The organism is Paenibacillus sp. IHBB 10380 (assembly GCF_000949425.1).
Taxonomy (GTDB): Bacteria; Bacillota; Bacilli; order Paenibacillales; family Paenibacillaceae; genus Paenibacillus_AQ.
Genome location: NZ_CP010976.1, coordinates 1759632 through 1773854, shown reverse-complemented (window position 1 = coordinate 1773854; position 14223 = coordinate 1759632). Strand labels below are relative to the sequence as shown.

At 40.1% G+C, this 14223-nt stretch carries 10 protein-coding genes; 3 read left to right on the top strand and 7 right to left on the bottom strand.

Annotation, left to right across the window (positions count from 1 at the left end):
* Positions 1–111: 111 nt before the first annotated feature.
* Both UB51_RS07575 and UB51_RS07570 read right to left on the bottom strand, forming a co-directional pair.
* Positions 112–834 (bottom strand): amino acid ABC transporter ATP-binding protein, encoded by a 723-nt coding sequence (locus UB51_RS07575; protein ID WP_044876788.1) that lies wholly within the window; start codon positions 832–834, stop codon positions 112–114.
* Positions 821–2293 (bottom strand): ABC transporter substrate-binding protein/permease, encoded by a 1473-nt coding sequence (locus UB51_RS07570; RefSeq protein ID WP_082063067.1) that lies wholly within the window; start codon positions 2291–2293, stop codon positions 821–823. The genes UB51_RS07575 and UB51_RS07570 overlap by 14 nt, the downstream gene beginning before the upstream one ends.
* A 201-nt stretch (positions 2294–2494) precedes the next feature.
* On the opposite strand from UB51_RS07570, the gene UB51_RS07565 reads away from it, so the two are divergent.
* A complete protein-coding gene (locus UB51_RS07565) occupies positions 2495–3670 on the top strand; it encodes a M20 family metallopeptidase (protein WP_044876787.1) in 1176 nt (391 codons plus the stop codon).
* A 293-nt stretch (positions 3671–3963) separates the two neighbouring features.
* Positions 3964–5712 (top strand): alpha-glycosidase, encoded by a 1749-nt coding sequence (locus tag UB51_RS07560; RefSeq protein WP_044876786.1) that lies wholly within the window; start codon positions 3964–3966, stop codon positions 5710–5712.
* A gap of 178 nt (positions 5713–5890) precedes the next feature.
* Here the strand turns inward: UB51_RS07560 and glgA are convergent, their stop codons facing one another.
* Both glgA and glgB read right to left on the bottom strand, forming a co-directional pair.
* Positions 5891–7318 (bottom strand): glycogen synthase GlgA, encoded by a 1428-nt coding sequence (gene glgA / locus UB51_RS07555; protein ID WP_044876785.1) that lies wholly within the window; start codon positions 7316–7318, stop codon positions 5891–5893.
* 12 nt (positions 7319–7330) lie between these two features.
* Positions 7331–9247 carry a 1,4-alpha-glucan branching protein GlgB gene (glgB, locus tag UB51_RS07550; RefSeq protein ID WP_044876784.1) on the bottom strand — a complete coding sequence of 639 codons (1917 nt, stop codon included), beginning with the start codon at positions 9245–9247 and terminating at the stop codon, positions 7331–7333.
* A 216-nt stretch (positions 9248–9463) separates the two neighbouring features.
* Between glgB and UB51_RS07545 the strand changes: the two genes are divergently transcribed.
* Complete coding sequence (locus UB51_RS07545; RefSeq protein ID WP_044876783.1) at positions 9464–10687, top strand: glucose-1-phosphate adenylyltransferase; 1224 nt, start codon at positions 9464–9466, stop codon at positions 10685–10687.
* 77 nt (positions 10688–10764) lie between these two features.
* Here UB51_RS07545 and UB51_RS07540 read toward each other — a convergent pair whose 3' ends face one another.
* Genes UB51_RS07540 through UB51_RS07530 form a run of 3 tightly spaced genes read right to left on the bottom strand, consistent with a single transcriptional unit; the run spans position 10765 to position 14187 of the window.
* Complete coding sequence (locus tag UB51_RS07540; protein WP_044876782.1) at positions 10765–12198, bottom strand: sensor histidine kinase; 1434 nt, start codon at positions 12196–12198, stop codon at positions 10765–10767.
* Positions 12195–12893 carry a response regulator transcription factor gene (locus tag UB51_RS07535; protein ID WP_044876781.1) on the bottom strand — a complete coding sequence of 233 codons (699 nt, stop codon included), beginning with the start codon at positions 12891–12893 and terminating at the stop codon, positions 12195–12197. The genes UB51_RS07540 and UB51_RS07535 overlap by 4 nt, the downstream gene beginning before the upstream one ends.
* Positions 12886–14187 carry a hypothetical protein gene (locus UB51_RS07530; RefSeq protein WP_044876780.1) on the bottom strand — a complete coding sequence of 434 codons (1302 nt, stop codon included), beginning with the start codon at positions 14185–14187 and terminating at the stop codon, positions 12886–12888. The genes UB51_RS07535 and UB51_RS07530 overlap by 8 nt, the downstream gene beginning before the upstream one ends.
* Between the last annotated feature and the right edge of the window lie 36 nt (positions 14188–14223).

Here is a 14223-nt window from a genome sequence, read left to right as displayed (position 1 = left end):
CACCTTGCAAATTAGGTAGGATGGTTACAATCTTACTCCCATCACCCTCTTGTTCGCATAGGTGCATTTTTGTTTTGTAGCATATACATAATCAGTAAAAAACTAATGCTCTTACAGTACTTTGCTTAGGAAATCCTGAGTTCGTACATGCTTTGGATTCCCGAAAAGTTCGGCTGGAACACCCTGCTCTATAATTGTGCCGCCATCCATGAATATAATCCGATCCCCTACCTCACGTGCAAAACCCATCTCGTGAGTAACGATCACCATCGTCATCCCATCGTCAGCTAGCTTCTTCATCACCTCTAACACTTCCCCGACCATTTCCGGATCCAGTGCAGAGGTCGGTTCATCAAATAGCATCACATGTGGCTTCATCGCCAACGCACGTGCAATCGCCACCCGTTGTTTCTGTCCGCCAGATAATTGATTTGGATAAACATCCTTCTTATCTGCTAATCCGACCGTACGTAATAAGTCTTGAACGACCTTATCCGCTTCAGATGCAGACTGTTTCTTCACCGTTTGTGGTGCAAGTGCGATATTCTGACCTACGGTCTTATGAGGAAAGAGGTTAAATTGCTGGAACACCATCCCCATTTTCTCACGTGTTGCATTAATGTTGTGCTTAGGAGCTGTTATGGACGCCCCTTCAAACAATATTTCACCTGACGTTGGCTGTTCAAGCAGATTCAGACATCTCAGAAAGGTACTCTTACCTGAACCTGAAGGTCCAATCACGACTACAACCTCACCTTTGCTAATCTCGATATCAATGCCTTTAAGAATTTCTAATTTACCGAACGATTTATGAAGATCCTTAACGTTTATCACTAGCACTCAACTTCCTTTCTACAATACCTAGCAGCTTAGACAGGGTAAACGTCATGACGAAATAAATAGCTGCGGCAATAATAAATGGACTAAGACCTTGATACGTAATATTCTTGATAACTTGTGCCTGATACATAATTTCTGCCATACCTATAACGGAGACAATGGACGATTCTTTAATGATAGTAATAAATTCATTTCCGATCGCGGGCAGAATGGATTTAAAAGCTTGCGGTAAAATGATATGACGCATAGCAGCGCCTTGATTCATCCCAAGCGAGCGAGCCGCTTCCATTTGGCCACGGTCCACCCCTTGAATACCTGCTCTGAAAATTTCAGCGAGATAAGCTGAACTGTTAATGGATAATGTAATAACACCTGATTGCAGTGGTGATAAATTAATGCCAAGTGTCAATGCCAGACCATAGTGAATGATCATGAGTTGCACGAGCATCGGTGTACCTCTCAGAATCTCAACATAAGTCGTTCCTAGCCATTTCACGATACGTAAGTCATTCATACGCATCAGAGCGATGAATAATCCAATAATGAACCCGAACAGAACACCTAGGGCAGATAGTAATAACGTATATCCTATACCCATAGCATAATAACTACGATATTTCCAAAAGGTTGAGAATATATTGCCTCCTGATTGCCCTTCTATATCAGCGGCTAGAAGACTTGCCTCTTTAACCATCCGGTCAATCTCACCATCTTGAGTTAATCTGGCAAGCGTATCATTAACGGTATTCAGAAGTGCTTCATTTCCTTTGCGAATACCAATGGCTGCCTGTGCTTCAGAATCCTCGGGAACGGCTCCAGCAAGTACCGTGTCGGAATCCAGATAACCTATGGCTACTGTGTCCTCCAAAATAACCGCATTCACACGATTCGTTTGCAATTGCATCATCAGATCTGGAATTCTGTCCAATGAGGTTAGCTGTGCCCCTACAATAGATAAACCAATCTCTTCTTGGATCGATCCTTTTTGTGCACCAATCTTCTCGTTTTCAAGCTCTTTCATCGTAGGATACTTATCCTGATCCTTAGCTCTAACCACGATTACTTGATGAGACTGATAATAGTTATTGGAGAAATCTATACTTTTACGACGCTCATCTGTAGGTGTTAATCCCGAAATAACGAGATCCACACGCCCACTTTGGAGCGCCGATAACAGACTATCAAACCCCATATCCTCAATGACTAACTCGGCACCCATGTCCGTTGCAATCTCTTTGGCAATAGCAATATCAAAACCTACAATTTGGTCTTTGCCATTTATTGTTTTGTGAAATTCATAAGGCGCAAATTCGGCGCTTGTTCCAAGAATGAGCTTTTTATTCGTAACCGGTTCTCCGGCTGTGGCGCTTACGATGTTCGTCGTAGGAACACCAGCAGTAAGGAATATGACGATCGTAACCAGAAATACGATAAGACGAACCATTTTCTTCAACCTTTGTTCTCCCCTTGCCTGTGTATATATATTTGATGATAAATTTAACAACTGGACTATTATAAGTGTTAATGTATTATTATGCAATGTATTACCTTACCATTACGCCCTAACGATGAGAAAAAACTGCATAAACGGCTTCACGTGATATAATGAACCCTATATTATCATTTATATTACATACAGAGGAGTGCACTAACCTTGAAAGACAAATCCCAAATCGAACAAACAATTGACCAATATGCTTCCCGTTTCAAGGATATTTCATTATATATTGGAGCAAACCCTGAACTTGGAAACGAGGAGTTTCTTGCGTCGGCTAAACTCAAGGAAGAACTTGCTTACCATGGTTTTAGTGTTGAAGCTCCTATCCTAGGACTTGAAACAGCTTTTATTGGTACCTATGTTGCTACCAAACCTGGCCCCACTATAGCTTTATTATGTGAATACGATGCACTTGCTGATCTTGGACATGCTTGTGGTCATCACCTGATCTGTATGATGAGCCTCGGAGCCGCCATCGGCCTGAAATCTGTCATCGACGACATTGGCGGAACCATTAAGGTATTCGGCACTCCAGCAGAAGAGACATCCGGTGCTAAAGTACCTATGACGGCTGCGGGTCTTTTTGACTCATGTGATATCGCTTTGATGACCCATCCCTTCTATGCCTATGAGAAATCTGGAAAGTCGCTAGCCATAGATGCTATACAATTCGAATTTTTCGGTAAGGCCTCTCATGCGGCTGCAAGTCCTCACGAAGGTGTAAATGCACTTGATGCTGTCATTCAGACCTTTAATGGTATTAACGCTTATCGTCAGCAAGTAAGAAGCAGTGTTCGTATTCATGGAATCATCAATAACGGAGGGCAAGCGGCTAACATCATTCCTGATTATGCCTCCGCTCAATTCTATGTACGTGCTTCTTCCCGTAAAGAAGTAGATATTCTTACGAATCGAGTTAAACAGATCGCCCAAGGAGCTGCACTACAAACAGGTTGTCGTATAGAAATATCCAACTATGAAACCTCCTATGATGAAATGAATACAAACGAGAAGCTTTCGGATGTATTTACGTCTAACCTAATCGATCTAGGTATTCATCCGGATGAAATACAGATTGGGAATGACCATGGATCGATGGATATTGGAAATATATCCTTATGTTGCCCTGCTATTCATCCTTACATTAAAGTTATCGATCAGAAACATGCGCTTCACACGAATGAATTCCGTGATCTAGCCATGCAAGATCTCGCCCTAGATGGCATGCTTCTAGCTGCTAAAGCACTAGCTGGAACTGCCTACGATGTCATTACTGATCCAGAATTATTGGAACAAATTCGCTCTGAATTTCATGGACGCGAACAAGAATAAATAACTACATCTTATATATAAGTGGGCATTCTCTAATGCCTGTTTTTTAAGAAGCATATGTATTCACTATACTTTGCTTATCTTTCTACGAGAAACGGCTTCACCGTCCCTTTAAGGGCGGCGAAGCCGTTTCTTCTTGTTTGCACATAGATGTTTTTTTTCCATAATATATATTACACATCTGTACGTTATCTAATCTTGATTAATATTAAGAAACCTTACAATTTGGTTCATCAGTACATGAAATAGGTTAAATAGGTCTAAAACCGATGTGAAATATGGGGGTGTTGTTCATGCTGTTAGAAGCCTTGTATCACGTCCCTCGGGGTAAATGGGCATATGCTTATAATTGTTCCACGATCCATCTGCGTGTACGTTCCAAAAGAGATGATGTCGACTCTGTCGTTGCCATGACTGGTGATAAATACGATTGGGCTTCTACTTATTTCGAAATTACGATGGAAAAAGCCGCTTCTGACGAAATGTTTGATTATTGGGAGGCATCCGTTCGACCTAAATATAAAAGATTAAGTTATGTATATAGAGTAAGTGCTGGAAGTGAAACGATCTACATGTTAGATAATGGTATCTATTATGAATGTCCTCAGCCCACTGGATCTTACTATGAGTTTCCTTACATACACGAGATTGATGTCTTTAAAGTTCCTGACTGGGCAAAAGAAGCCGTTTTCTACCAAATCATGCCTGAACGATTCGCCAATGGCGACCCAAGTAACGATCCTCCGAATACGGAACCCTGGGGTGGCAGACCTAAGTTAAATAATTTCTTTGGGGGAGATCTTCAAGGGGTATTAGATCATCTTGATGATCTGGTTAAGCTAGGAATTAACGCGATCTATTTCACTCCACTCTTCCTCTCTCCTTCCAATCATAAATATGACATTGTGGATTATAAACAAGTAGATCCGCAGTTCGGTGATAATGCTCTCCTAAAAAAAGTAGTGAAGAACTGTCATTCACGAGGCATTCGAGTCATGCTTGATGCTGTATTCAATCATTGTAGTGAGCAATTCCCACCCTTCCAGGATGTAGTGCTACATGGTGAGCAGTCTAAATATGTGGATTGGTTCCATGTAAACCAATTTCCTGCCCGAGTAAACAATGGCATAGCTAGCTACGATACGTTCGGATTCTATGGGAATATGCCTAAATTTAACACAGCCAACCCTGAAGTGAAGCAATACTTACTTGATGTCGCTGAATATTGGATTAAAGAAATCAAGCTAGATGGATGGCGACTTGATGTAGCTAACGAAGTGGATAATCATTTCTGGCGAGACTTTCGTAAGGTAGTGAAAAACGCTAATCCCGAAGCCTATATCGTTGGAGAAGTCTGGAGTGACTCACTGACTTGGTTAGTTGGAGATATGTTCGACTCCGTTATGAATTACCCCTTCGCAGATAAGGTACTTCAATTCTTCAATGGCGGTATGGACGGTATTACTTTTGCCAATCGTGTGGGTTCCATCCTCATGCGTTATCCTCAACAGACCAATGAGGTTGTATTCAACATGTTATGTAGTCATGATACAGACAGACTGTTAAATCGAGTTGGTAATGACAAGCGCAAACTAAAATTATCTGTTGTTTTCTTATTTACATTCATGGGAACCCCTTGTATTTTCTATGGTGATGAGATTGGATTAACTGGGGGCGACGATCCAGACTGTCGTCAATGCATGCAGTGGGATCATGATAAACAAGATCGCGAATTATATGATTTCTACAAGCTTATGATTGCACTACGTAAGCAGAATGGCGCATTACGTGAAGGTCACTTCAGGTTCTTAAAAGCAGACTCCAATGATGGTCGAATTGTATATGAACGAGCTGATGAGAAAATCCACTTTACGATATGGATGAATAACACAGAAGAATCACAGACTTTATCTCACCCCATGGTTACACGTGATTGGAAGGACGCTCTGACTGGAGATCATGTGGAGCCTAAAGATGGCATCATGAATATTCATCTTGATCCCTATGGTTACCGGATCTTGTATCGCAATCTAATTTCATAATGCTTACATTTACCTGATAGGGACCTCCTTCCATCGGGTTTTTGTATAATGTCAACCGCTATACGAAAGCAAAAAGAGCCATTTAAGGCTCTTTTTTAAATTCAATTTATTTCATATAATAATATTTATTCATAAATATCTAATTTTATTCTTTATTTACATCACTTAAATAAGGGTTTCAGAACGTCGTTATTTTATGATATATGTCCGTATATTCCCTAGCTGAAATATCCCAGCTATACTCCCCGTTGAAGGCATTCTTCGTAATTTGACGCCAATGTTCTGGCTGATAATAGAACGATACGGCCCTTCTAATAGTATGTATCATATCATGAGCATTATAGGCTTCGAACGAGAAGCCATTGCCTTTGCTTGTAAACTCATTATAAGCATGCACAGTGTCGTTCAAACCACCTGTTTCGCGTACAATTGGGATACTACCATAGCGCAGTGCCAATAGCTGACTAATTCCACAAGGTTCAAATTTTGAAGGCATAAGGAACAAATCACTGGCTGCATATATTTTGCGTGACAGAGCTTCACTAAATTGAATTTGGGCTGACACTTGATCTGGATAACGATAAGCAGCTTCACGGAACCAATCTTCATATGCATAATCCCCAGTACCCAATATAATCACCTGTATGTCCTCATTCTGGATTAGTTCATCAAGAACTCTGATCACTAGATCTAATCCCTTCATCTCGACGAGACGCGTAACCATTGCAATCATGGGAATATCCGGCTTGACAGGAAGGTTTAATTCACGTTGAAGCTCCACCTTATTTTTTTTCTTTTTAGCCAAATTAGATCTATATTTCACATAAATGTGAGGATCTTGATTTGGATTATAGCTCTTAGTATCAATACCATTTACAATCCCGCTTAACTTGTCTCCAAGTGATGACAGTAATCCATCCAGACCATTCCCATAATACGACGTTTGAATTTCCTTTGCATACGTGGGACTCACGGTAGTTACATGGTCTGAGTAGGAAATCCCTGCTTTCATGAAGTTCATATTGCCATAATATTCTACTCCCATGTAATAATCATTATTCAAACCGAATAAGTCCCACATTACCTCATAAGGAAAGACACCTTGATACAATAAGTTATGGATCGTTAATACGGTTCTCATATCGTGATAAAAAGCATCATGCCGGTATTGAGCCTCAAGAAGCAGCGGAATCATAGCTGTATGCCAATCGTGGCAATGAACCACATCTGCTTTGAAGTCAATAACGCGTAAAACCTCTATAACAGCACGGTTAAAGAAGGCAAACCTTTCTCCGTCGTCCATAAATCCGTATACTGCATCACGCCCAAAGTAATATTCATTATCGATAAAGTAGATGGGAATGTCCTCATGAGTTAAAATCTTAATCCCACAATATTGACTTCTCCAACCCACCTGCACATTCACTTCACCCACATAACTCATAGCATCACTATATTCACTTGGAATCCCACGATACTTAGGCAGAATTACACATATATCCTCACCGCTCTGCTTAAGAGCTTTGGGAAGCGCTCCTATAACGTCAGCCAATCCACCTGTTTTGATAAAAGGGGTAGACTCCGCTGCTGCGAACAATACTTTCATTGTGCATTCCTCCTATTGTTTGTTTCGACGGGGCTCTCTTTTGTAAATTAACATACACAGTGGAGGCAAACTTAGCTCTAAACTCTGCTTCTGATTATGCCAAGGAATCTTCTCACTTGTGATTAGAGACTCATGGATGGAGACTTCTCCTCCGAATGAATCTTCATCTGTATGAAAAACGCATTTATAATGGCCAGCTCGGTGAATTCCAATCCGATAATTCTCTCTCCGAATAGATTGGAAATTAATAATGATTATCAAATCATCTACAGGTTTCTTACCCTTCCGGATATACGAAATGACACTTTGTGTTTGATCATCTGCACTAATCCATTGATATCCTTCAACCTGATGATCCAGTTCCCATAGTGCTTTTTCCTGTAAGTAGAAATGATTGAGCACCTGCGTATAACGCTTCATTTGCCGATGACTATCATAATCCATTAACAACCAGTCTAATTGATCTTGATCTTTCCACTCAATGAACTGACCAAATTCTCCGCCCATGAATAACAATTTCTTCCCAGGATGAGTCATCTGATACCCAAGCAAAATACGCAATCCTGCAAATTTCTCTTCATAACTACCGGGCATCTTATTAAGCAGTGACCTTTTACCATGCACAACCTCATCATGCGAAAGGGGCAATGTTGCATGATCAGAATAGGCATAACAAATAGGAAAAGTAAGTAAGTTATGTTTCGAAGGTCTGTTGTCAAAGTGACTTTCTATGTAATCCAATGTGTCGTTCATCCAGCCCATACTCCATTTGTAATTAAACCCGAGTCCATGGTCTTCAACCGGCGCTGTAACCCCGGGCCAAGCGCTAGATTCCTCGGCCATCATTAAAGCGTAAGGATAGTAATGAAACACCGTTGTATTCAGCTGTTGTAAGAACCCAATGGCTTCAATATTCTCAAGTCCACCCTGTTCATTTCGTTGATATTGATCCTCTCTCTTCTCAAAATCTAGGCGAATCATACTAGTGACTGCGTCAACGCGCAAACCATCAATATGATACATATCCATCCAAAAGAGTGCATTAGATATTAAGAAGGAGGATATCTCTTTTTTACTATAGTCAAAAGATAACGTTCCCCATCCTGGCTTCTCTGCCTTATAAGAATCACCATATTCAAAAAGGGGTGTACCATCAAACAATCTCAGTCCATGTGCGTCCTTAGCGAAGTGAGCAGGTACCCAATCCAGAATAACACCAATGCCTGCTTGATGGCACATATCAACCAAGAACATGAACTCATGTGGTGCTCCAAATCGACTGGTTACCGCGTAGAATCCCGTTACTTGATATCCCCAAGACAAATCATATGGGTGTTCACTAAGTGGCATAAATTCAATATGCGTGTAGCCCATTTCTTTAACGTACGGGATAAGCAACTCCACCATCTCTTGATAAGAGTACAATGAACCATCCGATCTCTGTCTCCAAGTCCCAAAGTGAACTTCGTAAATGTTGAGAGGTTTTTGTAAATAATTCTTTTTTTTACGACGCCATGTTGCATCTTCCCATTTATACCCTTCTAAAGAGGCTACTCTTGATGCTGTATCTGGTCTAACCTCTGCTTGGAAAGCATAAGGATCTGCCTTTAGGAAGTGTTCTCCATCTGGACCGGTAATATCATATTTGTATAATGTTCCAAGGCTAATACCTGCAAAAAAGCGAGTCCAAAATCCGGATTCGGGTATCTTAATTAAAGGATCATTTGCACCAACCCAGTTATTATGATCTGTGGCTAAACCTACATGACGCGCGTTAGGAGCCCAGACCGTAAACCGGACACCATCTAGTCCATCTTCATGTGATAGATGAGCACCTAAGAAGCGATAACTATGGTGAGATGTACCTTCATGAAATAAATAAATATCTTCTTGAGTAATTATTTCTTCAGTATTGTAATGATCATTCAAAATTATCACCCGCTTTATATAAATATAATACCTGTATGATATTAACCTATTCTAGCCAATTTGAAAATAAAATGACATTTATAAAATAAATTTGTAATGTTTCAATAATTTTTCAATATAATCTTTTCAAGTGAGTAAAATCCGTTTATATAAATACTAAGCTATTCAACACTAAACAAATTCAAACCTATTCAAAATATCGGAGGGAATTCAAAAATGAATAAAAAGAATTGTATCGCTATGCTGCTAGCTGGAGGCGAAGGCCGAAGATTAGCACCCTTAACTTCTGTGATGGCCAAACCTGCTGTGCCGTTTGGTGGTCATTACCGCATCATTGATTTTCCTCTGAGCAACTGTGTTAACTCAGGAATTGAAACCATTGGCGTTCTCACCCAGTATGAGGCAGAATCTCTTCATGAGCATATTGGCAAAGGTGAGCCTTGGGGTTTACATAATCATTCAGACAGCAATCAAGGCGTATCACTTCTTCCATCTACTTTAACAGGTAGTGATTATTTAGGTACCGCTGACGCCATTTATAAGAATATTGACTATATAGATCAACAGAATCCAGAGCAGGTACTCATTCTATCCGGTGATCACATTTACCATATGGATTACAGTGAAATGCTTGAATACCATTGTAATAAAAATGCAACAGCAACGCTTTCAGTCATGGAGGTTCCTTGGGAAGAAGCGAGTCGATTTGGTCTGCTAAACGTTGATTCTGAATCACAAATTTCTGATTTCATTGAGAAACCGGCTGTGCCAGAAAGCAATTTAGCTTCTATGGGTATTTATATTTTCAAATGGGCATATTTAAAAGAGGTATTACTCAAAGATGCTGCCAATGCTCATTCTAGTCACGACTTTGGGAAGGATATCATTCCATATATGCTTACGGGATCAGACCCTCTCTTTGCTTATCGTTTTAACGGATACTGGAAAGATGTAGGCACGGTGAATAGTCTCTGGGAAGCACATATGGACTTATTGGATGAAACTGGAGGTTTTGATCTAGAAAAGAAGGAGTGGCCTATGTACAGCCGCTCTTGGATAACACGATTTAATGCTACCAAACTTAAGAACGGCGCAGTATTGAACTGCTTAATATCTGATTCCTGTTCTCATGATGGTACTGCTGAGAAATCAATTGTTTTTTGTGGCGCTGAAATCGGAAAAAATTCAAGTATTAAAGATAGTGTAATTATGCCGAATGTTAAAATCGGTCGTAATGTTGTCATTGAAAGAGCCATCATTGGTGAAGGAGCAGTCATTAAAGACGGAACCATCATAAAGGGCTCCTCAAGTGAAGTTATAGTTATTGCGCCCCATGAAACCGTATTCCCTAAACCAATGATACGAACTCAGCCATCTCGATTACTTCAAGAAGTTTATGAGAAGTCAACGCGTTTACGTGCTGAAGGTTTGTCTTCATAAATATAGCGCATATTGCCAAAAAGATCCAATTCCACAAATGGAATTGGATCTTTTTTTATAACCATCCAGACTTCTGATTACGATATATCGTTATGATCAGTCATGGAAAGCTGTTCTTCTGCTAACAAAAGAACGATTGTTACGGTCGTTCCTTTATTCAGTTCACTGCGTATTTCCATCGTTCCTTGATGCTGTTCTACTAACTGCTGCGTAATCGCAAGCCCAAGTCCCGTTCCACCGTTAAGTGGATTAACTTGGAAGAATCTGTCTCTGACCTTGTTAACATCTTCTTCACTAATGCCTATTCCTGAATCTTGAACTTCAATCTCCACTAATTCAGGAAAACTTGTCACATGAAGATAAATATTACTTTGCTCAGGTGAGAATTTAATCGCATTATCGACAAGATTCAGAAAAACTTGCTTCAAACGATTCGCATCCCCCATAACCGTAGGATTGTCATCAGATTCAAGAATGAGCTTAATATTCTTCTTCTCTGCCTTGGTCCACAAATTCAGCATGATTTCTTGCAGAAGCTCTTTAATAAGTACTTTTCCCATCACAAGCTTCATTTCATTCTGCTGGAGCTTAGAGAAATCTAGAATCTCCTCTACCAGCCCAATCAGGCGTTCTGTCTCCTTAGAAATGATCCCCATACCAATCCTAGTCTCATCTGGATCAAAACCTCCGGAATCCAGTGTCTCACTCCATCCCTTAATGCTCGTTAAGGGTGTCCTTAGCTCATGAGATATGGACGAAATGAAATCCTCTTTGATCTGATTACTTCGGATGATCTCTTCGGCCATATGATTCAAGGTCGATGCTAGTTCACCCAATTCGTATCTGTAATTCCCTTTAACCCTCACCTTATATTTACCCTTGGCCATTTGAGCCGAGACTGCAGTGATATTATTGAGTGGTTTTACGATAGAATTAGCAAGCCCTAAACTAAACGCTAAGACTACAGCCATTACGGATACACCAATACCAACAGAAATTAACGTTACATTAAATAATTTCTCGTTCACTCGTTCTAATGACGTTACATATCTCAAAATATACGAACCTGAATCTTGACCTGCAATTTGCGTCATTTTAGAGACCGCAATAATATCTTCATCTGTAGTCAGTTGACGACCTACCCATTTGCCTATATTACCTGATATAGCCTGAGGAATATCACTTGTCTGAATCGTCATATCCGGTTGGTATCCCGTGGAGTTAATAAGAATATTTCCATTGGTATCCAAAATTTGCAGTTCTGTATTCGTCAATTCATAATTACGCAGCATGTCTGGCAGCAAGTTAGGATTGTCTTCTGAAGCCAAGGAACGGGTTGCTTGATAGAATTCATCAGCAGCCCCAATATGAGACTTAATATGGCTATATATACTATCATAATAATAGGTCCGTATCGCAAGTAAGAAGATGACCTCCACTATTAAAAGTGCAGTAAACACTACAATGAAATAGTGCAGAACAATCTGTCTGCGTATACCCTTTTTGATCATTGGACAAGACCTCTCCATTTATATCCATGACCCCATACCGTTTGTAGAAATTCAGGCTCTGACGGGTTATTCTCAATCTTCTGACGCAAGCGGCGGATATTCACATCAACAATTTTGGGATCTCCCATATACTCTTTGCCCCAGACATGATCCAATAACACATCGCGACTGAGTGGTGTGCTTTCCTTTTCCAGAAAGAATTGAATCAGAGAAAACTCCGTTGGCGTAAGCTCAATTGCTGTACCATTCTTCTTAAATTGTTTCGATATTAGATCTAAAGCGAATGGTCCAGAATGGAAACTCACCTTAGCTGAGTTCTCACGATGCACATTGACACGACGCAGTAATGATTGAATTCGGGCAATAAGTTCCGTTGGACTAAATGGTTTACTAACATGGTCGTCAGCCCCTACTGACAATGCATACACTTTATCTTGCTCTTGTACTTTCGCGGTTAAGAAAATAATGCCGATCCGCTCGTTGTTTTCTCGAATTCTTCGACATACTTCGAATCCATCAATGCCGGGTACCATAACATCTAACAATGCAATATCAATATCAGGCACACTTTTCAACTTCTCGAGCGCTTCGTATCCATCAGCAGCTTCAATAACTTCGAATCCATTACGTTTCAAGTTGATGACAATAAAACTGCGGATGGACTCTTCGTCTTCCATAATCAATACTTTACTCACCTTTTATTCCCTTCCTTTCTATCAGAGGAACCTCGGTACTGTCCCTTTCCTTGCTTTTATTTAATTTAAGATGATCATCATAACTTTTATAGCCCATGACTCTGCTCTTATCTTTCATCAACAATTCCCAATCTCCATGATCTTTCTCCCATTGACGCACGGTAAAGAATTTGATCTCCGCAACGGTCTTACCCGTATCCAACATAATAAACCTCAAATACTCATCTTTAATAGATTTCGTATCTACTGTAATGTTGCCATGCCACTCTGGAGGGAAGAAATTCAAATGAAAATGATTTTTCAAATCTTGATATTGCTGTCGGACGAAGATCAAATCTTCCTCCCCGTCCCATTGATAATAAGAGAAGAACCACGGGATTTCGTCAAAGTTAAAGAGCTCCCAACCCTTAGGAATCTCTAGCATACCAATCTCATAAATACCATCATTATTCACATCTTCACTTGTAACCCGTAATTCTTTGTAGGTGCGATCTTGATCCATAACCAATTTCAGCTTGTTATTCTCCATCACTACGATCTCAGAATATGAAGAATTCACCCCAATGGAGGAATCCAAAATGATCCCCTTCTTATCTTTGGCCACTTTTCCAGATACAACATTATAATAACTTTCTACATTCGGATTCAGTTCAATTCTATCCAAAGCTATAAAACTTTCGTTGTACTGATAAGTTGTCATAACTGCGAGCTCACTCGGCGTCAAAGCAACAATAGTAAGGTCATTCATAGTGTCACTATTTAAATCATCAACTACAAACTCAGTGTATGGTAACTCGAGTTCCTTTTCAACACTATCTCCTTGATACGAGTATACAATAAGCGCTTTATCCAGATCCTCGCCTCGAGAGTAACCCGCTATAATGTCAATATTGCCGTCATTCGTTATATCTACAAACTTCAAAGATTCCAGCACCTTACCCACACCATCAAAGGTCACCTTCTTAATCCACGTTCCATCTTTCAGCTTTTCAAATATCATGCCGTGCAATAATACATCTTGATCCGGTGTTTCATAGAAAACAACCGTCTCTTCTACGCCATCATTATTAAGATCTACGAAACGGATAAGACTGGTATCATCTGTTTCGCGAGCGCGAATTTTTTTATTACCTTCCGGTAATTGAGTTTCGATAAATTGTCGAAGCGATTCTTTATCTGCTGATATTTGCGGTGTTTTCATATCTAGAATCGGATCACTGATGATCGTGCAGCCTCCGAGTATCAATACTACTAAGTAGGCGGCACATATCCTTATTACCTTAAATTTGTTCACCCACTATCACTCTTTTCTATAAATAGCTCTTGCATA